20 protein-coding genes and 1 tRNA gene are annotated in these 22672 nt (G+C 62.6%); 9 read left to right on the top strand and 12 right to left on the bottom strand.

Going from position 1 to position 22672, the window contains the following annotated elements; genetic code table 11:
• Positions 1–131: 131 nt before the first annotated feature.
• Positions 132–926, bottom strand: a complete 795-nt coding sequence (locus tag LHFGNBLO_RS06225; RefSeq protein ID WP_258605201.1) for a transporter substrate-binding domain-containing protein — start codon at positions 924–926, stop codon at positions 132–134.
• A 50-nt stretch (positions 927–976) separates the two neighbouring features.
• Complete coding sequence (locus tag LHFGNBLO_RS06220) at positions 977–1789, bottom strand: ABC transporter ATP-binding protein (protein WP_258609617.1); 813 nt, start codon at positions 1787–1789, stop codon at positions 977–979.
• Positions 1790–2008: 219 nt separating this feature from the next.
• Here LHFGNBLO_RS06220 and LHFGNBLO_RS06215 point away from each other — a divergent pair, with 219 nt between their 5' ends.
• The 3 genes from LHFGNBLO_RS06215 to LHFGNBLO_RS06205 all read left to right on the top strand — a co-directional run bounded on the left by LHFGNBLO_RS06215 (position 2009) and on the right by LHFGNBLO_RS06205 (position 5321).
• Positions 2009–2857, top strand: coding sequence for a dimethylarginine dimethylaminohydrolase family protein (locus LHFGNBLO_RS06215; RefSeq protein WP_258609615.1), 849 nt, complete (start codon positions 2009–2011; stop codon positions 2855–2857).
• Positions 2854–4434: a 5-guanidino-2-oxopentanoate decarboxylase gene (locus LHFGNBLO_RS06210; protein ID WP_258605200.1), complete on the top strand. Its 1581-nt coding sequence runs from the start codon at positions 2854–2856 to the stop codon at positions 4432–4434. The genes LHFGNBLO_RS06215 and LHFGNBLO_RS06210 overlap by 4 nt, the downstream gene beginning before the upstream one ends.
• A gap of 179 nt (positions 4435–4613) precedes the next feature.
• The gene (locus tag LHFGNBLO_RS06205) at positions 4614–5321 is read left to right on the top strand and encodes an SDR family NAD(P)-dependent oxidoreductase (protein WP_258605198.1); all 708 of its coding nucleotides are present in this window, start codon (positions 4614–4616) and stop codon (positions 5319–5321) included.
• Positions 5322–5413: 92 nt separating this feature from the next.
• Here the strand turns inward: LHFGNBLO_RS06205 and rpsA are convergent, their stop codons facing one another.
• The 4 genes from rpsA to aroA all read right to left on the bottom strand — a co-directional run bounded on the left by rpsA (position 5414) and on the right by aroA (position 9652).
• Positions 5414–7111, bottom strand: a complete 1698-nt coding sequence (rpsA, locus tag LHFGNBLO_RS06200; RefSeq protein ID WP_258605196.1) for a 30S ribosomal protein S1 — start codon at positions 7109–7111, stop codon at positions 5414–5416.
• Between the two features lie 205 nt (positions 7112–7316).
• On the bottom strand, positions 7317–7967 hold the full coding sequence (gene cmk, locus LHFGNBLO_RS06195) for a (d)CMP kinase (RefSeq protein WP_258605194.1): 651 nt from the start codon (positions 7965–7967) through the stop codon (positions 7317–7319).
• On the bottom strand, positions 7964–8290 hold the full coding sequence (locus LHFGNBLO_RS06190; protein WP_258605193.1) for a hypothetical protein: 327 nt from the start codon (positions 8288–8290) through the stop codon (positions 7964–7966). Before LHFGNBLO_RS06190 ends, cmk begins: the two co-directional genes overlap by 4 nt.
• Before the next feature lie 3 nt (positions 8291–8293).
• Positions 8294–9652, bottom strand: coding sequence for a 3-phosphoshikimate 1-carboxyvinyltransferase (gene aroA, locus LHFGNBLO_RS06185; protein ID WP_258605191.1), 1359 nt, complete (start codon positions 9650–9652; stop codon positions 8294–8296).
• A 195-nt stretch (positions 9653–9847) separates the two neighbouring features.
• On the opposite strand from aroA, the gene LHFGNBLO_RS06180 reads away from it, so the two are divergent.
• From LHFGNBLO_RS06180 to LHFGNBLO_RS06155, 6 genes are all read left to right on the top strand, one after another.
• Positions 9848–10237, top strand: a complete 390-nt coding sequence (locus LHFGNBLO_RS06180) for a TIGR02300 family protein (RefSeq protein ID WP_258605189.1) — start codon at positions 9848–9850, stop codon at positions 10235–10237.
• 171 nt (positions 10238–10408) lie between these two features.
• A tRNA-Ala gene (locus LHFGNBLO_RS06175) sits at positions 10409–10484 on the top strand.
• 1194 nt (positions 10485–11678) lie between these two features.
• Complete coding sequence (locus LHFGNBLO_RS06170; protein WP_258605187.1) at positions 11679–11957, top strand: hypothetical protein; 279 nt, start codon at positions 11679–11681, stop codon at positions 11955–11957.
• 687 nt (positions 11958–12644) lie between these two features.
• Positions 12645–13130: a hypothetical protein gene (locus tag LHFGNBLO_RS06165; RefSeq protein WP_258605185.1), complete on the top strand. Its 486-nt coding sequence runs from the start codon at positions 12645–12647 to the stop codon at positions 13128–13130.
• A 168-nt stretch (positions 13131–13298) separates the two neighbouring features.
• Positions 13299–14738 (top strand): aldehyde dehydrogenase family protein, encoded by a 1440-nt coding sequence (locus LHFGNBLO_RS06160; protein ID WP_258605183.1) that lies wholly within the window; start codon positions 13299–13301, stop codon positions 14736–14738.
• A 52-nt stretch (positions 14739–14790) separates the two neighbouring features.
• Positions 14791–15372: a DUF1349 domain-containing protein gene (locus LHFGNBLO_RS06155; RefSeq protein WP_258605181.1), complete on the top strand. Its 582-nt coding sequence runs from the start codon at positions 14791–14793 to the stop codon at positions 15370–15372.
• Positions 15373–15416: 44 nt separating this feature from the next.
• Here LHFGNBLO_RS06155 and LHFGNBLO_RS06150 read toward each other — a convergent pair whose 3' ends face one another.
• The 6 genes from LHFGNBLO_RS06150 to LHFGNBLO_RS06125 form a co-directional block, all read right to left on the bottom strand.
• Positions 15417–16982 (bottom strand): glycosyltransferase, encoded by a 1566-nt coding sequence (locus tag LHFGNBLO_RS06150; protein ID WP_258605179.1) that lies wholly within the window; start codon positions 16980–16982, stop codon positions 15417–15419.
• Entirely contained in the window at positions 16979–18178 is a 1200-nt protein-coding gene (locus tag LHFGNBLO_RS06145) for a glycosyltransferase family 4 protein (RefSeq protein ID WP_413774705.1), read from the bottom strand. Before LHFGNBLO_RS06145 ends, LHFGNBLO_RS06150 begins: the two co-directional genes overlap by 4 nt.
• A 187-nt stretch (positions 18179–18365) precedes the next feature.
• Positions 18366–19712 (bottom strand): glucoamylase family protein, encoded by a 1347-nt coding sequence (locus LHFGNBLO_RS06140; RefSeq protein ID WP_258605178.1) that lies wholly within the window; start codon positions 19710–19712, stop codon positions 18366–18368.
• A gap of 54 nt (positions 19713–19766) precedes the next feature.
• Positions 19767–20519, bottom strand: a complete 753-nt coding sequence (locus tag LHFGNBLO_RS06135; protein ID WP_258605177.1) for an SDR family NAD(P)-dependent oxidoreductase — start codon at positions 20517–20519, stop codon at positions 19767–19769.
• Positions 20520–20741: 222 nt separating this feature from the next.
• Positions 20742–21671, bottom strand: coding sequence for a nucleotide-binding protein (locus tag LHFGNBLO_RS06130; protein WP_258605176.1), 930 nt, complete (start codon positions 21669–21671; stop codon positions 20742–20744).
• A 119-nt stretch (positions 21672–21790) separates the two neighbouring features.
• On the bottom strand, positions 21791–22567 hold the full coding sequence (locus LHFGNBLO_RS06125) for a helix-turn-helix transcriptional regulator (protein WP_258605175.1): 777 nt from the start codon (positions 22565–22567) through the stop codon (positions 21791–21793).
• Positions 22568–22672: the final 105 nt, after the last annotated feature.

Raw genomic sequence — 22672 nt, 5'->3', positions numbered from 1 at the left:
CAGCTTCGCCCCCGAGTGGCTGGCGCCAGCACTGCTGGCGATATCAGCCAGCAGAAAACTTGCATGGACAGGTTTCGAAGAAGCCACACGGCGCAGAAAACGCGCCGTGTGGTTACTGGCTCAAGCGATCGTCAGTTCGACTGTGCGTCGGTGCCATAGATGTCGAAATCGAAATATTTCTTCGAGATCTCGTCATACTTGCCGTTGGCGCGGATGGCCTTGATGCCGGCGTTGATCTTGTCCTTCAGCTCGGTGTCTTCCTTTCGGATGCCGGCGCCGACGCCTGGTCCAAGGACCTCGATGTCCTGGGCAACCATGCCCTTCAAATCGCAGCATTGCTTGCCCTGATCCGATTTCAGGAAGGCATCGAGCGCGATGGAATCGGCCTGCACCGCATCGATGCGGCCGGCGGCAAGATCCTGGTTGGCTTCGTCCTGGGTCTGGTATTCCTTGATTTCCGCCGCTTCGGTGAAGTGCTTCTTGGCGTAGTCGGCATGCACGGTCGACACCTGAACGCCGATGACCTTGCCCTTGAGATCTGCGGGCGCGGGGCCGAACTTCTGGTCCTTCGGTCCGATGATGGCGGTCGGGGTGTTATAATATTTGTCGGAGAAGTCGATCGTCTTCTTGCGCTCGGCGGTGATCGACATCGAGGCGGCGATGACGTCGATCTTCTTGGTCGTCAGCGCCGGAATGATGCCGTCCCAGCCGACCGGGGTGATGACGCAGTCGAGCTTCTCTTCGGCGCAGACGGCATCGATAAACTCGATTTCCCAGCCGACCCACTTGCCGGAGGCGTCCGGTGAGGCGAAGGGCGGGTAGGGCTCGGCGGCGACGCCGATCTTGACCGGCTCGGCCTTGGCAACGCCCATTGCGGCGACGCCGAGCAGCAGCGCTGCGGCAAGTGTCTTCAGAACAGTCTTCATGTCATGACTCCCAGTTTGTTGTTGGTTCCCCGGTTTTCGTCCGCCTCGGCTTAGCCGATGTTGCGGATGAATTGCTTCAGCCTCTCGGATCTGGGTGCGCCGAAGATCTGCTCCGGCGGTCCCTCTTCCTCGACCAGCCCGTTGTAGAGGTAGACGACATGGGTCGCGACCTCGCGGGCGAATTTCATCTCGTGGGTGACCAGCACCATGGTGCGGCCTTCGCGCGCCAGATCGCCGATCACCCTCAGCACCTCGCCGACCAGCTCCGGGTCGAGCGCCGAGGTCGGTTCGTCGAACAGCATGACGCGCGGGTTGATGGCCAGCGCCCGGGCGATCGCAGCACGTTGCTGCTGGCCGCCCGACAGATAGGCCGGATAGACGTCGCGCTTTTCGGCAAGGCCGACGCGGGCGAGCAGTTTTTCGGCTTCGCTGATCGCCGCCTCGCGCTTGACGCCCAGCACATGCACCGGAACCTCGATGACGTTCTCGATCAGCGTCATGTGGCTCCACAGATTGAAGTTCTGGAACACCATGCCGAGCTTCGATCGGATGCGCTCGATCTGCTTGCGGTCGGCCGGAATGGTGTGGCCGTGGCTGTCGGCCTTCAGCCGGATCTCCTCGCCATTGACGCGGATGATACCGCTGGTCGGGTTTTCCAGGCAGTTGATGCAGCGCAAAAGCGTCGACTTGCCGGAGCCGCTGCCGCCGATGATGGCGATGACCTCGCCGTCGCGCGCCGACAGCGAAACGCCCTTCAGCACATGTAGCTCACCGAACTTCTTGTGCAGGTTCTCGACATGGATGGCTTCTGCGGCGCCGTCCCGCGCGGTGTGTTTCAGTGCGGATGCCGCGCCTTGCGCCATCACCTTGCCGGCGCTCCATGGAGTGGCCGGATCCGTCGCTGCTGGATTCTTTTACCCATTACCCGTCACTGGACAGAGTTCCCGATCTCAAGATGGACCGTTCCGCTTGCCTCCGTCAACCATGGTTTTTGGACCATTGATCACGGCCCGCCGAGTGGCTATTGGCAGGAAGGGGCTTTTCAGGAGAGTTTAGTGGGCAAAGCTTACGGGTCGCAGTCCATGGCTGGATCGCTGCAGCGTGTGTTGATGCGTTCGGCGGCAAGCGCCATGCATCGCGCCAAGCCGTCGGAATGGCACTATGGCCCGGGCTTCGATCCGCACAAGGCAGCCGCCCAGCATGAGGTGCTGACGACGCTGGTTGCCGGGTCGGGCGCCGAGATCGAATGGCTGAGCGACGCCGATGACGGGCTTGCCGATTCCGTCTTTACTCACGATCCATCGCTGATGACCGACCATGGCGCCATCATTCTTGCCATGGGCAAGGCGCTGCGCCGGACCGAGCCCGGCCTGCATGAGGCGGCATACAAGCGCATGGGCGTGCCCATCCTTGGCCGCATCGAGCATCCCGGCCAGGTCGAGGGCGGCGACTGCGTCTGGGTGGATGCAAACACGCTGGCCGTCGGCCGCGGCGTACGCACCAACGAGGACGGTATCCAGCAGCTCTCCAACCTGCTTGGCCCGAAGGGCATCAAGGTCCTTGGGTACGATCTGCCGCTATGGCACGGCGAAGAAGCCTGCCTGCACCTGATGTCGGTGATCAGCCCGTTGGCCGACGATCTGGCGCTGGTCTATGCGCCGCTTCTGCCGGCCGCCTTCTACCAGTTGCTTAGGGCACGCGGCATAAAGCTGGTCGAGGGCGACGCAGAAGAGTTCTTTGCCTCCAACGGGCTCAGCCTCAATGTGTTGCCGACCGCGCCGCGCCAGGTGATCGCCGTTGCCGGTTTTGCAAAGACGGCTGCGGCCATGGAGGCCGCCGGCTGCACGGTCGTCACCTTCGAGGCGGATGCGTTGTGCATCGCTTGTGAAGGCGGCCCCACCTGCCTCACACGCCCGGTGCTGAGACAATGAATACCATCGGCGAAGCACTCATCAGCCTGCTCGAAGCCCACGGCGTCGACACCGTCTTCGGCATTCCCGGCGTGCACACGGTCGAACTCTATCGCGGGCTGGCGCGTTCGAAGATACGTCACGTCACGCCGCGCCACGAGCAGGGCGCCGGTTTCATGGCCGATGGCTATGCGCGCGCCAGCGGCAGGCCGGGCGTCGCCTTCGTCATCACCGGGCCGGGGCTGACCAACACCATCACAGCGATGGGTCAGGCGCGCGCCGATTCTGTGCCGATGCTGGTGATCTCGGGCGTCAATGCCACGCCGACGCTGGGCAAGGGTTTGGGCCATCTGCATGAGTTGCCCGACCAGCGCGGCATGATGGAGAAGGTGGCGCTGTTCTCGCATCGGATCACCCAGGCCGGCGAACTGCCCGGCGTGCTCGCCCGCGCCTTCGCGCTGTTTTCATCCGCGCGCCCCGGTCCGGTCCATATCGAGATCCCGACCGACGTCATGGTCAAGCCGGCTGACGGCCTCGCCGCCTTGCTGACGAACGCTGCACCACCGGTGCCGGACAGTGCAGCCATTGCCAAGGCGGCAAAGCTTGCCATGTCCGCCCGCCGCCCGCTGATCCTGGCCGGCGGCGGCGCCAAGCGAGCCGACGCACCGCTGAAGCGCCTGGCCGAAATGCTAGGCGCACCGGTCGTTCAGACGGCAAATGCGCGCGGCCTGCTGCATCGCCATCCTTTGTGCGTGCCGGCCAGCCCCAGCCTCAAGGCGGTGCGCGCGCTGATGGCCGACGCCGATCTGGTCATCGCCGCCGGCACCGAATTCGGCCCGACCGACTATGACGGATACAGCGACGGCGGCTTTGTCCTGCCAGCCAATCTGATCCGCATCGATATCGGTGCCGACCAGCTTGCCCGCCGGGCGGCGACGGTTTCGATCCAGGCCGATTGCAGCGAGGCGCTCGAAGCGTTGCTTGCCGAAATCGGCAAGGCTCCGGCGGTATCGGGCGACGGCCCGGCTCGCGCCGCTGCTGCGCGCGAAGCTGCCTTTGCCGAGATTGGTTCGGCCATGCAGGCGCAGATGCACGCCGTCGAGGCGATCCGCGATACAGTGCCCGGCTCGATCATCGTCGGCGATTCGACACAGCCGATCTACGCCGCCAACCTCTACTACGACCATGACCGGCCGGGTGGCTGGTTCAACGCCGCTACCGGCTTCGGGGCGCTCGGCTATGGGCCGCCGGCGGCGATCGGTGCTGCCCTGGCCATGCCCGGTGTGCCGGTCGTCTGTCTCACCGGCGACGGTGGCTTCCAGTTCACCTTGCCGGAGCTCGGTGTAGCCCTCGATGCGGCAGCACCGGTGATCTTCGTCGTCTGGAACAACCGCGGCTATCGCGAGATCGAAACCTCGATGCTCGATGTCGGCGTCGAGCCGGTCGGTGTCTCGCCGGCGCCACCGGACTTCTGCAAGCTGGCCGACGCCTATGGCATCGCAGCCGAGCGGCTTGCCGGCACGGGCGGTCTGCCCGAAGCGCTCAAGCGCGCACGCGCGACCGGACTGCCATACATCATCGAAATAACCGTCGACTGAATTTTGGCCGCGCAGCGTGCGTCATGCGCTGGCTGCAAGGATGCCGGCTGGCCGATGGCCTGTAGCGATGCAAAGACGCGACCCTGCCATGTCGCGAGATTTCAGTTGAGTGATCGGGCGAAAGGCGCGACTTTCGCCACCGGCGCGGCATAAGCATAAGAACACTGGAGCGGTCGAATATGACGGATACACTGGACGGCAGGCATATTGTGGTGACCGGCGGCACCGGGGCGCTCGGCGGCGCGGTTGTCGGCAAGCTGCTGGGTGAGGGCGCGGTCTGCCATGTGCCCAACGCCCATGCCGCCGCACCCCCGCATTTCCCTTTCGCCACGCATGATCGCGTCCAGCTCGTCCACAATGTCGATCTCTCGGACCCCGCCAAGGTCGAGGCGTTCTACGGCCAGGTTCCGGATCTGTGGGGATCCATCCATCTGGCCGGCGGCTTTGCGGCAGCGCCGGTGGAAAAGATCGAGTCCGCTGCCTTTGCCGAGATGATGGACACCAACGCCCGCACCGCCTTCCTGTGCTGTCGCTCGGCTGTGCGCTCGATGCTGGCGTCCGCCACGGTAGGCCGCATCGTCAATGTCACGGCACGCGCCGGGCTCGACCCGCGGCGCGGTGCCGGCATGGTCGCCTACGCAGCCAGCAAGGCGGCGGTCGCTGCGATGACGTTGGCGATGGCTGAAGAGCTGAAAGGCAAGGGCATCCTGGTCAATGCGGTGGCGCCGTCGACGCTCGACACGCCGGCCAATCGCGCCGACATGCCGGATGCCGATTTCAGCAAATGGGTCAGCCTCGAAGCGGTGGCCGAGGCCATCGCCTATCTCGCCTCGCCGGCCAATCTGGCGATGAGCGGCACGCTGGTGCCGCTTTACGGCAGGGCCTGATCAACCAACTGTCAGTCAAAGAAAAACCCCGCCGGATCGCTCCGGCGGGGTTTTTTGTTGCGAGCCGCGCGCAGGGCGCGGCGTTGACAGGCTTAGCTGCCCTGCTTCTTCAGCGCGGCACCCAGGATGTCGCCCAGCGAAGCGCCGGAGTCGGTCGAGCCATACTGTGCGACCGCTTCCTTCTCTTCGGCGATTTCCAGCGCCTTGATCGAGACCTGCAGCTTGCGGGTCTTCTTGTCGAAGGCGATGACGCGGGCGTCGAGCTTCTGGCCGACAGAGAAGCGCTCGGGGCGCTGCTCGTCACGGTCACGGCTGAGGTCGTTGCGCTTGATGAAGGTCTCGATGCCGCTGTCGACCAGCCGCACTTCCAGCCCGCCATCCTTGATGCCGGTGACTTCGCAGGTGACGACTGCGTTCTTGCGCAGTTCGCCTGAAGTCGCCGCTTCGCCGACCGTGTCCTTGGCCAGCTGCTTGATGCCGAGCGAGATGCGCTCCTTCTCGATGTCGACGTCGAGCACCTGCGCCTTGACCATGTCGCCGCGATTGTACTCTTCGATCACCTGCTCGCCCGGACGAGTCCAGTCGAGGTCGGAGAGGTGGACCATGCCGTCGACATCGCCTTCGAGGCCGATGAACAGGCCGAACTCGGTCTTGTTCTTGACCTCGCCCTCGACCTGGCTGCCGACCGGATGGCTGCTGGCGAAAGCCTGCCACGGATTCTCGAGCGTCTGCTTAAGGCCGAGCGAGATACGGCGCTTGGCCGGATCGACCTCGAGCACCACCACGTCGACTTCCTGGGTCGTCGACAGGATCTTGCCGGGATGCACGTTCTTCTTGGTCCACGACATTTCCGAAACGTGGATGAGGCCTTCGATGCCCGGCTCCAGCTCGACGAACGCGCCGTAGTCGGTAATGTTGGTGACGGTGCCCTTGATCTTCTTGCCGATCGGGAACTTGGTGCCGATCTCGGACCACGGATCGCTCTCGAGCTGCTTCATGCCGAGCGAGATGCGGTGGGTTTCCTGGTTGATGCGGATGATCTGCACCTTGACCGTCTGGCCGATGTTGAGGATTTCGGTCGGATGGTTGACGCGGCGCCATGCCATGTCGGTGACGTGCAGCAGGCCGTCGATGCCGCCGAGGTCGACGAACGCACCGTAATCGGTGATGTTCTTGACGACGCCTTCGACCACCTGGCCCTCTTCGAGGTTCTGCACGATTTCCGAACGCTGTTCGGCGCGGCTTTCCTCGAGCACGGTGCGGCGCGACACCACGATGTTGCCGCGGCGGCGATCCATCTTGAGGATCTCGAAGGGCTGCGGGTTGTGCATCAGCGGGGAGACGTCGCGGATCGGGCGGATGTCGACCTGGCTGCGCGGCAGGAAGGCCACGGCGCCGTCGAGGTCGACGGTGAAGCCGCCCTTGACCTGGTTGAAGATGACGCCTTCGACGCGCTCGCCCTTGGTGAACTTCTCTTCGAGACGAACCCAGCTCTCTTCGCGGCGGGCCTTTTCACGGGAAAGCATCGCTTCGCCAAGCGCGTTCTCGATGCGCTCGACATAGACCTCGACCGTATCGCCGACCTTGAGGGTGGAGTCCTTGCCCTTGACGCCGAATTCCTTCAGCGGCACGCGGCCTTCGACCTTGAGGCCGACATCGATGATCGCCATGTCTTTTTCAATGGCGGTGATGATGCCCTTGACGACCTGGCCTTCGCCGGAGTGGCCGGCGGAAAATGATTCTTCAAGCAGGCTCGCGAAATCGTCGCGAGTGGGATTTGCAGCTGACATAGTTTCTCCTGGAATGCTCCGCATCTGTCGCGGAGCGGGCGCCGTGGGTTAGCGTTGCGTTGGCCTGCCGGCGTTCCGGGCTTGCAAAAGCCCTTGGCCGCCTAAGCGGCAATTCCGGCGCATGAAGAATGCTGGCAGGCTGGTTCGTGCCCGATATGGGTATTTTCTTCGCCTCCGGCAATCGGAAACAGCATGAAAACTCGGATCAGGCTTCGTCTCTCTTGGCCAACACGTCGTCGATGATCGCCATGGCTGCGAGAAACGCGGCTTCTATAGCCATTTCGCTGGTATCAAGCAAGTGCGCGTCGGGGGCCGGCTTCAAGGGCGAGTCGGCGCGGCCCATATCGCGCTCGTCACGGCGCACGATGTCGGCGAGGATTTCGGTGAAATTGGCGGTGCCGCCGATGCTCTCGATCTCGGCCAGCCGCCGCCTTGCCCGCACTTCGGCGCTGGCCGTTACATAGAGCTTTATGTCGGCGTCGGGGCAGACGACGGTGCCGATGTCGCGGCCGTCGAGCACTGCACCCGGCGGCGTCTTGGCGAAGTTGCGCTGCTTTTCGACCAGGATGCGCCGCACGGTCGGATACACCGCAACCTTCGAGGCGGCCTCGCCGACCGCATGCGCCGATAGCACCGACCGGTTGAGCTTTGCCAGATCGACCTGCCGCGCCGCGGTTTCTGCTGCCGAGACATTGTCCAGCGGCAACGCATGCTGGAGCAGCGCATAGGCGACAGCGCGATAGGTGAGGCCGGTATCGAGCAGGTTCAGCCGGTAGTGGTCGGCGAGCCGCCGGGCCAAGGTGCCTTTGCCGGCACCGGCCGGGCCGTCGATGGCGATGGTGAAGGGTGAACTCACTCTGCGGGCCTAAAATATTGGAAAGCCAATATTACCGCCGCAGTCAAAATTGATAGCGGCAGCGCTATGAACGGTATGACACCAATCGTCATGAAAAATATCGCCCCGACCCCTTTGAAAAGCCCTCCTAGAAAAACCCAGTTGTGATTTTCCAGAAACATGGCCGCATAGACTGACAGGTAGATGATCAGGAATTGAAGGACCAAAAGCCAAAACAAAATGGCAAAAATGCCAATTCGCTTTTTGAAAACAAAACGTTCGATCAGACACGAGGGCAAAACAGCTCCTAGACAGCCCGCCAAGATCGGCCAGTTTTGCGGCATCGCTCAATCGATCTCCGCGCCAAGCCCCTTCATCAGCCCCATGAACTCGGGAAAGCTGGTCGCGATCATCGCCTGATCGTCGATGGTGACAGGCTTTTCGGTGGCCAGCCCCATCACCAGAAAGCTCATGGCGATACGGTGGTCGAGATGGGTCTGGACGGTGGTGCTCTGTCCATTGGGGTGCTGGCCCAGCCCCTTGCCGCCCGGTTTGCCGCGCACGGCAAGTGTCGCCTCGCCTTCGGTGCAGTCGACACCGTTGAGCTTCAGCCCGTTGGCCACCGCCGACAGCCGGTCGGATTCTTTCACGCGCAATTCTTCCAGCCCTTGCATCAGCGTCTCGCCCTCGGCGAAGCTGGCCGCAACCGCAAGCACCGGATATTCGTCGATCATCGTCGGCGCCCGCTCGGGCGGCACGGTGACGCCCTTCAGCTCGGAATAACGCACGCGCAGATCGGCGACATCCTCGCCGCCTTCATTGCGCGGGTCGAGAATGTCGATCCGTCCGCCCATTTCCTGCAAGGTCAACAGAAGTCCGGTGCGAGTCGGGTTCATCAGCACGTTTTCGATTGTGATGTCCGAGCCCGGCACAATGAGTGCGGCCACCAGCGGGAAGCCGGCCGAGGAAGGGTCGCCCGGCACCGCGATCGTCTGTCCCGTGAGCTTTCCCTGGCCCTCGATGAAAATGTGGCGTACGCCGCGCTCGTCGGTTTCGACCGACAGATTGGCGCCAAAGCCTTGCAACATCTTCTCGGTGTGGTCGCGTGTCATCACCGGCTCGATGACAGTGGTGACGCCAGGCGTGTTCAGTCCGGCCAGCAGCACCGCCGACTTCACCTGCGCCGACGCCATCGGCACACGGTAGGTGATGGGCGCCGCATGTTTGGGGCCGCGCAGCGTGATCGGCATGCGGTCGCCGGGGGTGGCTTTCAGCACTTGAACGCCCATCTGGCGCAAAGGTTCGAGCACGCGACCCATCGGCCGGCCCGACAGCGACGCGTCGCCAATGAAGGTCGTTTCCATGTCGTAAGTGCCGACCAGGCCCATGGTGAGGCGCGAGCCGGTGCCGGCGTTGCCGAAATCGAGCGGGGCTTCCGGCTGCAGCAGTGCGCCGTTGCCGGTGCCGCGGATCACCCATTCTGCGCCGCGCTTCTCGATATGGGCACCCATAGCCTTCATGGCGGCGCCCGTGCGCATCACATCTTCGCCTTCCAGCAGCCCGGTGATGCGGGTCTCACCCGAAGCCAGCCCGCCGAACATGAAGGAGCGGTGCGAGATCGACTTGTCGCCGGGTACCCGCGCAGCACCCGAGAGTGCCTGACATTTGCGGGCGGTGGCCGGTTTGGGAGCGGCAGTGTGCGACATCGGTTTTCCCTGGATGAAATTGCCGGCGACCGGCCCTTTTCTTTTGGTTTGCGCGGTCTCGTATCACGGCGGACGGAAATGGTCATCCCCTTGCAGGAGGTCCTTCAAAGCGGGGATTTATGACGCTGGCTTTAGTCTTTGACAGCGCTGCAAACTGTGGTTATGGGGACCAAACTTTTATCTACGAGGCTTGCCGTGGCAAAAACCGAACTTGGCACCAAACGCATCGACCCCGAGACGGGTCGAAAATTCTATGACCTGAACAAGGATCCGATCGTCTCGCCCTACACCGGCAAGACCTATCCGCGTTCGCATTTCGAGGAAGGCAAGATCGCCGCCCTTGAAGAAGAAGAGGAAGTTGCCGAGAAGGAAGTAGACGCCGAGGAGGAAGAGGGCGTCGAGATCGTTCCGCTTGAAGAGGCGGACGAGGATGCGAAGCCCGACGATCTTCCCGATCTCGGTGACGACGAGGATGATGTGGATCTCGGCGACGACGAGGACGACACTTTCCTTGCCGACGAAGAGGAAGAAGACGACGATGTCGCCGACATGATCGGCGTCGGCGACGACGACGACGAAGTCTGATCCGGCTTCGGATGCAAGCCCTTGCCTCTTTCGTGGGCTGTGACGAAAAAGCGGCCCTCGAAGGCTTGATATTCAAGGAAGGCGGGGTTAGAAGCCGCCTGCACTAACGGCGCGGTCTCAACCCGCGCCGGATCTCTTCGCCGGAAACGGCGCCGGCTGACTGCCGGAAGTGGGGCCATAGCTCAGTTGGGAGAGCGCTTGAATGGCATTCAAGAGGTCGTCGGTTCGATCCCGATTGGCTCCACCAAACAGTTTCAAGCACTTGGCGAGAAAAGCAGCGACGGGAAGCGCTCGCATGTTTGGACCATCGTAAGTCACAAACGCTACTTCTACATCTCCCGAGAGGCGACCGCCAGCAACATCGAGCTCGAGACTGTCGATCCCGAGGATATGAGCTGCCCTGCCGTCGGCTCAGTCGTCCGTACGATCTGCAAAATTTGAGGGAAATAAGGCGTGACCGGCTTCCCTGGTGACGCCCGCCTGATCCTCCGGCTGTCCCATTATGGAGCGAGAACTCGCCGAGCGTTGGCCCCAACACCAACGCCCGACGAGCCCAACCTGATTTGATACACAAATCAGGACCGGGGTTAGCCGGCATGGTCGCGGTGCAAGACAAATGCCAAAGTGGATGATGCTGATCTCATCTGGGGAAAACGATCGTCTCGGGTATTATTGCGCGGATGCTAATATTACAGTCCGCGCATCCGGCGCACCCTCGCCGGTCAGGCCCGGCGGCCAGTAAGCCTTACCCCAACAGGCTGTCGGGCCGCCTTCCGCGATCACACCATACCCGGTGCCGTCCTCTCTGCTAATTTATCCTTGTGGCGGACCCAATTTCCGCCTGGCCGGCGCCTACCCACCCCAGGCTCCCCAACCCCGCGCCCTTGTGCGCCGGCCATCTTCTCCCTGTTTATGGAGGCGGCAGGTCCCGGGCCGGTTGCCGGTCGCGCACGGAACGTACAAGCCGTGCAACGCGACCTGGAAAGTCGCGGGTCGAATTCTTGAATCATGGGCGCCCCGGCGTTCAGCTGAGTGCGGAGCCGCGACAGGCAGCGCCCAGCGAATGCGAAGCCGGCATCATCGAAAACAACGAAATGTAGGCGCCGTGCCGTTCGCTGACCCATCAGCGCTCTTGCGGCGCAGCTTTTGACGTTCAGTGCTCCCCACCTTTCGCGCCTGTGTATGTCAATTTGTAGGCGCCGGGTAAACATATTGCCAAAATTTGCCCTCGATTTCGAGCATTTTGCAGGCAGATTGTAAGTTCTGCTGCCCCATAGCCTCACATCGTCAGAGGCGCACGCATCCCGAAAAGACGAGCCATCTGAAATGGATCCGTCTGGGCGGCGCTGCGCCCAGGCCCTACCCGAAGGCCATGTGAGGTATGTCATAGTTTCTTGTTGAGGAGGAAGGGTACCGTAGTTCGCGACATGGGAGGAAAGCAGTGCCTAGTTCCCAACGCGATGTCAGTGGTTATCTGGCGAGCTATGTCGGGTTCTCGGGAACCCGAGTTGAAGTGTTTGAGGCCGACGGTGAATGGTTCGTGCGCGTGGTCGAAGATGACGAAGAGCGTACCTATTCCTTCGCACTGAGATCTTTCGCCCTGGCCTTCGCCGAGCGCCAGAGGATTCGCACAAAGCCGCCTGCGGTCGTGCGGCTGGAGCGCAACCCGTCTCATCTATTCGCACATAGGCGGCTCGCGGCGGCGAACGATCGCTTCTAGGTGAACGCCCCCGCGACGCGGCGCTGAGTGCGGCTCAAAAAATCGCCTGCACCAGCTCCCCGGTTGTGCGACGGCGACGCCGGAATCACCGAAACAACGAAATATAGGCGGGCACCGTCGCTCCCGCGATCACACCATGCTCTCGATCTACCGACTCTGATTAGCTTCCGAGCGCGGCGGACCTGTCGAACCGCCGGTCGACGCCTCTCGGCCGCACTCTCACGCTGGCGGGCGTCGGCCAACTTTTTGTCGCGTTCGCCGAGCAAGGTTATGGATCCTCGCAGGATCCTCTAAGCCTATTGGCTAAGGCTGGAAATAGCGAATGGATGCGGCGACGCCAATTGCGTCCGCACCATCATGAGCGCATTTTTGGTCAGCTGGTGAGCCCTGACCGAAGGCCCGCTGGTCAGGCCCAGCGGCCACCGCTGCTAGTCCCCCTACAACCTAAGCCGCTGGGCCGTCCCGTATGCACACCTACCCGTTGGCGCCGCTGCCTTGGCGTCCTGGATGGCATATGCGGCCGTAGGAACGCTGCCGCCGTGCACGTTCGACCAAAATTCTCAAACGTTGGCCAGCGGGAAAAGTGGTGATAGCCGCATCCGTGATCCGAGGCTGCACACCACCATGAAGCTTGTGCGCAATTGCGCTACAAACATCCTTGTTTGATTCGCTGCAGCAAGGAACGGCATGAGCAAGGCCCTCACTTCATTCGCATTGGTCGCCGTGCTGACGGCCTTGCTCATGGCGCTGAGCCTGGCTGTCGCCAGGCATGGCTACCCATACGGCGTGACCGGCGTGAAGCGCCTCGACGGCATTGCCGATGCCGGGTCGTTTCTCCCGCTGGCCGCCGTCTACTTCTTCAGCGCGCTGCTGATGATGATCCTGCCCATTCGAGCCGCCGGTGTCGTCCTGACAAATGCTGCGGACGCGATCTTCTGGGCGACGATCGTGCTGTTCGCCACCATCGTCGGCGGTCTCGTCGCCAGATGGGCTTTCGGTCAGAGCGGTGTCCTGTGGGCACTGCTGAACTGGCGCTTCCTGTTCGTCGCCGCCATTGTCGGGTGCCACGTCACCATGAACGAGCTGCGGCGCAATGTCCTGCTGAGAAGCCTGTTCTTTGTTATCTTTGCCGCGGCGACGCTGGCCTGCCTGTTCTGGTCTTTCGCAGCCTGACAAGAAGGCCGGGTTTCGTTCCCGGCCCCGGCAAAATGGTGCGCGTCGGCTTCCAGCGCCACGCGCCATCGGCTATCCATAATCGCTGCCCTCGCAGTGTCATCATTTGTCTGATAAATGGCGCGATCGGACAGCAACATCAGCGAACCACTCAAGGAAGACAGCGACATGACCCTGTTTCGTAAAAACCTGATCGACGGCGAGTGGCTGGGCGAGGCCGGCTCCCGCAACATCAACCCTTCGAATACAGGCGATGTCGTTGGCGAATATGCATCAGCCGGCGCGGAACAGGCCCGGCAAGCCATTGCGGCTGCGAAAGCGGCCTTTCCGGCCTGGTCGCGCTCGGCGCCGCTGGTGCGCCATGCGGTGCTGAAGAAGGCTTCGGACGAGATCATGGCGCGGAAAGATGAAATCGGCCGGTCGTTGGCGCGCGAGGAAGGCAAGACGCTGGTCGAAGGCATCGGCGAGACAATCCGGGCCGCCCAGCTCTTCGATTTCTTCGCCGGTGAAACGCTGCGCCTGTCGGGCGAAACGGTCCCGAGCGTGCGGCCGGGCGTCGGTGTCGAGATGACGCGCGAAGCCGTCGGTGTGGTCGGCATCATCACGCCGTGGAATTTCCCGATTGCCATTCCGGCGTGGAAGATCGCTCCGGCCCTGGCCTACGGCAACACCATTGTCTTCAAGCCGGCCGAACTGGTTCCCGAGAGCGCCTGGACCATCGTCGACATCCTGCACCGCGCCGGCCTGCCCAAGGGCGTGCTCAACCTCGTCATGGGCAAGGGATCGATTGTCGGCCAGGCCATGCTCGACAGCCCCGACCTCAATGCAATCACCTTCACCGGCTCGGTCGGCACCGGCAAGCGCGTGGCTGCCGCCAGCGTCGAACACATGCGCAAGTTCCAGCTCGAAATGGGCGGCAAGAACCCGCTTGTCGTGCTCGACGACGCCGACCTTGTGGTGGCCGTCGATTGTGCGCTCAACGGCGCCTACTTCTCGACCGGCCAGCGCTGCACGGCGTCGTCCCGCCTGGTTGTGACGGAAGGCATTCACGACCGCTTCGTCGATGCGCTGAAGGATCGCATGGGCAGCCTGGTCGTCGGCGACGCGCTGGATGCGAAAACCCAGATCGGCCCGGTCGTCGACGGCAGCCAGCTGAAGCAGGACGAGGACTACATCGCCATAGGCAGCAAGGAGGGCGCCAACCTCGCCTTCGGCGGCGGGCGGCTCGATCGCGAAACGCCAGGCTTCTATCTCCAGCCCACGCTGTTCACCGAAACCACCAACGCCATGCGCATTTCGCGCGAGGAGATTTTCGGACCGGTCGCCAACGTCATCCGCGTCAAGGACTATGACGAGGCGCTGGCGGTGGCAAACGACACGCCGTTCGGGCTGACGTCGGGCATCTGCACCTCGAGCCTCAAGCATGCGACCCACTTCAAGCGCAATTCGGAAGCCGGCATGGTGATGGTCAATCTGCCGACGGCTGGCGTCGACTTCCATGTTCCCTTCGGCGGACGCAAGGGATCGAGCTACGGTCCACGCGAACAGGGCCGTTATGCAGCCGAATTCTACACCACGGTAAAGACCGCCTATACATTCGCCGGCTAATCAGCCGGCGATATGTCCGACGCCAGACGAAGCCAGACGGGCGAGCAAGCCGATGACATCTCAAAGTGCGGACCTGACCTGGCTTAACCCGCCGCCACATCACGCGATCGCCGACAATGCGGTTCATGTGCGCACCGGCAAGGAAACCGATTTCTGGCGCGAGACATTCTACGGCTTCTGGCGCGACAATGGCCACTTCCTGTATCGACAGGTCGAAGGCGATTTCAGCGCCGAAGTCACGGTCAAGGGGCATTATGAGGTGCTTTACGACCAGGCCGGGTTGATGGTCCGGCTGAGCGAAACGCACTGGATCAAGGCCGGCATCGAATACACCGATGGGCTGGCGTATTTTTCCGTGGTCGTCACCAACGATACCTCCGACTGGTCGCTGGTCAGCATTGCGGCCAACCCGAGCGGCGTCCGGATCCGCTTGACCCGCCATGCCGAGACCATCCGCGTCCAGTATCTGGATGCGTCCGACGACCACTGGAAGCCGGTGCGTCTTGCTTATTTTCCGCTCTCGAAAGCAGTCGATGTCGGCATGATGTGCTGCTCGCCGCAACGCGAAGGCTTCGAGGTCACCTTCACCGATTTTTCGGTAGGCCCGGCGATCGCGAGGGACCTTCACGACTGAGGTTGGTACCGACCACGCGCGGGTCATCCCCGCCCGCGCCGCGATCACCAGGGGACATGCAGTATCTCAACCTTGGGAAGGCCGACCGGCCTGATGCCCAGATCGTTGGCCAGCACGCCAAAGGCCTCGGTTTCGATCAGGTCGCGGTAGGGAATTTCCGGAAAACGAAGCCCGCCACGATGCAATGCGGCGTCGACCAGAAGCATGGTTCCGCCGACGCCATCAAGCCCGATCTTTTCGAGATGCCTGACATCGCTGAGGTGGAGACGGCTGAAGGAGTGCGCAGGAGGCTGGTAGAGGCCGCCGCGTATTTCCCGATAATAGCGATAATCCTTGTCGGGTCGGACGCTGATGAAGCTGTTGAGGTCGAAGCTGTCGCCACCGGCGATCTTTACGCAGTTGGGGACGGCGATGCGATGCCCGGTTGCGATCAGCCGGCTTACGATGTCGCGCGGGAATCGCCAGACGTCGATGTCCATCCACAGCGCCCAGTCGTCGGCGGCATCAAGCCCATGATCGATCAGATGGTTGCGCACCTTGGCAATGGCGCCCCGCCTGGTGCGCTGCAGCCGTGGTTTCGTTCGCTTGGCGCGGTCGAGGCTCGTGCCCATATGTTTTTGCAGCAGGACGATGCCGCGATAGCTCTCGGCAAGCGGCGCCACTGCTGCTTGCAGCCGTTCCCAGCTTCCGTCCGTGCTGTCGCCTTCGCAGAAGGCCAGCTTGATCCTGTCTCTGGGGTAGTCGAGTGCCTGCAAGGCATCGAGGAACGGCTGTATATGGTCGGCCGCATCGCGAAGCGGCACCAGAATGGCGATGTTCTGGCCCGACGGATGCGGCGCCGAAAGCGCCGCCCGGCTGACGCTCGCTTTCGCCGCCGCCTCGTTCAGATGCGCGCCGCGCGTGAGATGATGCCAGGACCGATAGGCGTGGTTGCGAAGCTTGTCCCGCCATCGTGGTGGCGGCTGTGGTGTCCACCACGTGCCGGCCCAGTGATGAATCGACAGCGTGAGCGCCCCGTTGCCGTTTCTGCGTCCCGTTGAATCCACTGGCGTGAACAAGGCGGAAGTATGTATGGCGAACGCAGTTTGATCGCCATAGCCGAGCTGGGCGGAAGTCAGTACACAGGGGCCGGTCGCATCGATCGCTTCCTTGGCGTGGACCAATCCTGGCAGCATGGACAAGACCTGCAGCCAGAAGTGATGGCGGGGTGGGCTGGCCATCGTTCCGTTGAACAGCAGGTAAGGCAGGCTCCGGAAATCCGCTTGGACGAGTGCGTGCGTGTCCGGTTCCTTGCAGAGCACGATCCGATCCTCGCCCATGACCGGATCGAATGGCGCGACGCATTCGCAGTCGATGTCGGCATAGACCCCGCCAAAATGGTACAGCAACAGATAGCGCCCCGCATCGGCGCGCAGCACGCCCTGCGAATAGCTGCAAAAGGTCGGCAGGAAATCCGGATAGTGCTCGGCGACGAATTCGAGCAGCATCCGGTCGTTCCAGAACATCATCGTCCAGTCGGGGTGGTGCTTCCTCCAACTCTCGACGTAGCCCTGGAAGTGGGCAGGGACGCTGTCGGTCTTCCATGTCTGGTGCAGGATAGGCGGGATCATCGGCGGCTCATGGACGTGAGAACAAGGTGCTGTGCCGCATCGTCCGGCCCGAACCCGCTGCGGACAGCATTGCGGATGGCTTGCGGGCCGAACCTGGACCACACCGCTTCATGCGCGCGGCCACGCTGCCGCGCCATGCGCACGCGATCGAGGCAAAGCTCGATCGCCATTTCCGCAAGCCTTTCGTCCGACCCTGATAAAAGCACCTCTTCACTGTTGGCCAGGTCCAGTCCTTCGGCGGCCAGCGGCGTCGCGATCACCGGAATGCCCCAGGCCATCGCCTCGAGAATCTTGATACGCGTGCCGCCACCTGAGGAAAGCGGGATGATGCTGAGGTGCGCCCGCGACAGCAGCGGGCCCACATCGTCCGGATTCTCGACGAGCTCCACGCCTGGCAGCCTTGTCAACGCTTTCAACGCCGGCTTGGGAGAGCGGCCGGCAAGAATCAATTTCGCGGTCGGCAACGCCTGCCGGATGCGCGGCAGGATGCTGCCGGCCAGCCGCCCGGCGGCGTCGATGTTCGGGTCGTATCCGAGATGGCCGACAAACAGAATGATCGGAAAGCCGTCGGCCGTTGCGGCCTCCACGGGCAGGCTCGTGGGGATCCCGTCGGAACGGGGGATGCCGTTCGGAACGATATCGATCGGCACCTTGTGCCGGGAAAGCATGGCCAACCTTTCGCGGTCCTGTCTCGAACAGACCCAGACCCTGTCGACGATGGTAAGCGCCTTTCTTTCGAGGCGCCTGACGCCAAAGGAGAGGATCGAAGGTACCGATCGAGCGCCGTCGGCACGATGCAGCTGGCCCGCCAGGCTGGATTCAACATTGTGCATGTCGAGAATGAGCTGTCTGGTCAATGGCCGCAAAGGACTGAGCAGTTTGAACAATGCGATTCCCTCGACCACGATGGTGTCCGGGCGAAACTTGTGAACAAGCGCCTCGAGGCGGATCAACGCGGAGCGTGGAGTTCGGTGCTCGGCCCGGCTTCTCCACCAACCCATCGAAGGCGTGCGGGCCTCACCGTCTATCGTCAAGGCAGCCATATGGATTTTGGAAGCGGGCGGTCTCGACGGATCGGACTGCGGCCGGATTGAGACAAGGCAGACCGATCCGAATTCCGCTGCGGCTACGGCATTGCCATAGTTTCTGAGATCCGCGCCGGAGGCAGGAGGGAAGGCTGGGTCGAAAGACAGCACCAGGGTGCGTCGCTCCTTGCGGGAAGGTTCGTTGAATTTGTTCACTGCTGCTCAAAACGCCTGGAGTTCGTGCGGTTACACTAGAGCATGATCCCGAAAAGTGGAATCCGGTTTTCGGAAAATATCATGCTCAAACAAAGAGATAGAGTCCCATCTACAGTCAAAAGCCCGCGAGGCACAGCACCCATCATTCAGCGTCATGTTCGCGCGTGGGTGGGTTCGCAGGCTGCGACAGCCAACCGCCTGTGAAACCCGCCTTGCTCAGGCCGAGACGGATATGCTGGTTTGACCGCATCAGGTCCCAGATCAGCCGCGAGCGGTGGTTTTCGATCATCATCACGACGATGCCCTGGTCCAGGCCGTATTGGCCTTCCGACACCCAGCCGCTCGGCCCGAAACCTCGCCGGTTGGCCAGGCTCGGATTGAAGCCGCTCGGCATCCTGAAATTGTCGATCATCCCGGGGTAGCGCTCCTGCAGCTGCCGCAGCGCCGGCAGGCAGATTTCCGGCGCGAAGGGCAGCGATGCCAGACACGACCACGGCGCGATCGTCCCGTCGTCCGGGCCGAAGGGTGCGCCTCGTGCCGCATAGCTGAAAAACTTGCGCGGCCGCCGCTCGATCTGCGCGCGAAAACTGCCGGGTCCGTCACCCGCCGAAAGTCCCCACAGTCCGTCGTTGTAGCCATCGTAGCCAAGCGGGTTCTGCCGCCCATAGTGGCGGTGGATGTAGGTCGCGCGACGGCTGTTTTCGAAATAGTCGGAGCTCTTCTCGCGCATGAACGCATCCTGGATGCCGTCGAAGTCGATCCAGGCATGCGAGAACTGGTGCATGAACAGCGGCCCGCCATAGAGCACGTCGTAGCCGTAGATGTTTTCCCACTGATATGTCGCAGTCCAGGCGGCATAGCTGTCGTCGGAGGCCGGTCTGTCTGGTGAAGCCATCGCCAGGACATAGAGGATCGTCGCTTCGTTGTAGCCTTCCCAGTCAGAGTACAGAAAGCCGCTCTTCGGCTTCCAGCCCTGCCGCAATGTTGGACGGCGGCCTTGCGCCCAGCGCCAGTCGACGCGCCGGTAGAGCGCATCACTTAGGTCGCGAATTTCGACCTCGTCTTCGCTGTCGCTTGAGAAATAGGCGCCTGCAACCAGCACGCCGGCCATCAGCAGCGCCGTGTCGACCATGGACAGTTCGCATCGCCAGGTGCGCAGGCCGGTCTGCATGTCGAGGAAATGGTAGTAGAAACCCTTGTGGCCGGTGACGTCGTCGCCATTGCCTTGCCGGCTGTTTCGGAAGAAGCGCAGTGTGGCAAGCGTCAGACTCGCGGCATCATTGCGTGTCATCCAGCCGCGCTCGACCCCGATGGGATAGCAGGACAGCGCAAAGCCGACGACCGCGATGCTTGCCGGCCAATTCGGCCGCGACGTGTCGGCGACCAGTCCGTTCACCGGGTTCACGGTTTCCAGGAAATAGCCGAAGGCCGCCCGCTGGAAACAGTCGAGCAGCTCATCGTCGGACGGGGGAGGGTCGGTCCTAGGCAAATGAAGCGAACTCCAGCACCACAGCTACAACCGCCAGGTCGCGTCCAATTTGCCTCAATAGGTGGCCCGGCCGCCGGAAACATCGAAAACCGCTGCCGTCGTGAAGGAGCATTCCTCGGAAGCGATCCAGCAGATCAGCGCCGCCACCTCTTCGACCTCGCCAAACCGCGCCATCGGTATTTTCGACAGCATGAAATCGATATGCTGCTGGCTCATCTGTTGGAAGATCGCGGTGCGCACGGCTGCCGGCGTGACGCAGTTGACCGTCACCTTGGTCTTGGCCAGTTCCTTGCCCAGCGACTTGGTCAGGCCGATCACCGCGGCTTTCGAAGTGCTGTAGGCCGAGGCGTTGGGGTTTCCCTCCTTGCCGGCAATCGAGGCGATGTTGACGATCCTGCCGTAGTTGCGTTCGAGCATGTGCGGCACCAGCGCCTTGTTGCAGAAGAAGACACCGTTGAGGTTGATGTCGATGACCCGGCGCCAATCGTCGATGGAATACTCCCATGTGGTCATGTTCGGTCCGGTGATGGCCGCACTTGTGACCAGGATATCGACCGCGCCAAGGGTTTTGATCGTCCGCCGTGCCGCGTCTTCAACCGCGGCTGGATCGGAAACGTCGACGATCACGCCGTGCAGACCGGCAATGGCGGCCTTGGCCTGCTCGATCTGGCCGGGGTCGCGGTCCCACACACAAACCCGTCCGCCCTCTTCGGTGATCCTTTGCGCGACAGCCAGGCCGATGCCGGAGGCGCCGCCGGTGATCACGGCCGATCGTCCGGCAAACCGTCCTGCGAAACTCATCGGCATGTGGCATTCCTCCCAATCGGCGGCGAATGTGAAGTCAACTTGCACCAAGTTCAAGCCGGGAATTGGAGCCTGGGAACAGGGTCATGCTGGGCCAGCCCGAGGCGCCGGTGGACAACTCGCGCCCGGCGGGGATGTCGAGCTCTCACAGACAAAGCGGCGATGGTTTTTCGAGGTGGGCGAAGGCCCTGGCCCTCGCCGCCGCGACATGCTTGAACGCTGGACTCAGCCGTTCTTGATTGATTGCCAATGGCTCAGCTGCTCTGCGATCAACTCCACCCGCCGCTGATTGTCCCGCCCGTCCAGGATCGCCAAGTCCTCGGCATCGGCGCGCAAATAGACGCCGGAGGTGCGCGCGTTGAGTTCCGGCTGCGTGTCCGCGCGCGTTATGAAATAGCCCGACGCGCGATCGGCGGTCTCCAGCCGGATCTCGCCTGTCCCGTGCAACTGCGGCGCGTTCGCATCCAGGGGCCGTTCTCCGTTCCAATAGTAGAAGATGCCGGAGGGCTCCTTCTTCTCCTTCAACGCTTCGCTCCAATACCTGGCTGATAGGCTGCCATTCTCCTGCCATGAGCGCCCCGTCAGCTCGAGCGCACCCTCGCGGTTTCGCGCGACGCGCAGCAGGCTCACGGCGGACGGCTCCTTCGCGGTGCGCTCCGACAGGGAAAACTGCCACCAAAGACCCTCTATGCGGGCGATGTTGCCCTCATTTTCGATTGCGCTCCGCAGCTTTTGATTGATCGCTCTCATCTCCGCCGCGGTCGCTGCCTCGCCGTACCGTACCGAGGTCAGGCCGAGCAGATCGCTGGGAAGCTTGGCGCCGTTCGCATGGAGGATAAACGTGCGGCGCATCCCGAGGACACCGCCGAAAAGCCCGGCTTCGAAAACCACGTTGTCTCGGGGAGAAGCCTGAGCCGATACCGAAGCGGACGATTCCGGCTGGCTCGCGCTCGTCCAGTCGTCCTGGGCGAACACAAAGGCGGCGAAGTCGACCTCGCGGGTAAGCTCGATGAGGCGCCCCAGCGTGGTCGTGCCGGGGCTGAAGGAGGTCGTCCAGGGCTCGACTTGCGCGATCTCTTCAAGACCGCGTGTCAGCGCATCAAGCAATTTTTTCTGCTTTCCCGACGAGCCCAGGAAGATGCGAGGCTTGCCCATCCGTTCCCTCCAGACTGTGTATCCGTCTTGCTTGCCACATAGCTGCACGGACGATTCTTCGCCTATTGTATTCATCCCACGCAAGGCGGCAACGGCGCGACGAAAGGTGCGATCTCCAGCTACGCCGCCCGGTGCTGGAAGAACTGCAGAAACAGTTCCCGCTCGGTGGTGATGTCGAGCTTCTCGTAGATGCGGCGCCGGTGGTTCTTGACTGTACCGACGGTGATACCGAGACGCTCGGCAATGTTCGCGGTCGGGTGGCCCGCCAGGATGAGCTGGACGAGCTCGCGTTCGCGCAGCGACAGTTCCGGCCACAGGCTCGTCGGAATGCTTGGCTGCTGCTGGGGCGAGGCGCCGCGGCTCGTCGGTGCCGACGTGCGGGAGAAGTCGGCCCCGCGCGCCTTGATATCGAGCGCGTGCAACGCCTCGAACACCTGCAGCCGGTCCTCCAGCAAGGCGATCTCGCTGTCCTTGAACGACAGGGTCGAGCGGTCGAGGAAGATGCCGAGGCACCAGTCGCCACCATCGGCGAGCATAATGCCGACCTCGTCGGAGATTTCCGACTGCGCCAGAAAGCCGGCAATGTACTGGCCACGCTTGGCCTCGTCGTCGGCAAACCGCTTCAGCGGCATGATGCCGAGTCGGCGCTCGCGCCGCCATGACGCATAGAAGGGATCGAACACATAGTAGCTGGCAAGATAGCGCCGCACCATCTCGTCGGAAAAGTGCCGGTGCTTGACGAATTCAGGCGTCTTGGTCGCCGAGTAGCGCGTCACGGTGACGAGGTCGTGCGCAATGTCGGCGCCAATCAGGTCGATCAGGCAGTCGACATGTCGGTCCGTGCCGGTGGCAGCGATCGCTTTGGCGAGCGGCGCCCAGATGTTCCCCATGCGCATGCCCTTTTCTCGGCGATCCCTACCCAACCGTCATTGTGTCTTTAGGCATATGGCGCGAGGCCATCCATCGAATCTAGCCTTGCGTCATCCTAAACCAGATCCCGA

It is taken from the genome of Mesorhizobium sp. AR10 (assembly GCF_024746795.1).
In the GTDB taxonomy this organism is placed as follows: Bacteria; Pseudomonadota; Alphaproteobacteria; order Rhizobiales; family Rhizobiaceae; genus Mesorhizobium.
This window is presented reverse-complemented; position numbering and strand designations above follow the sequence as displayed.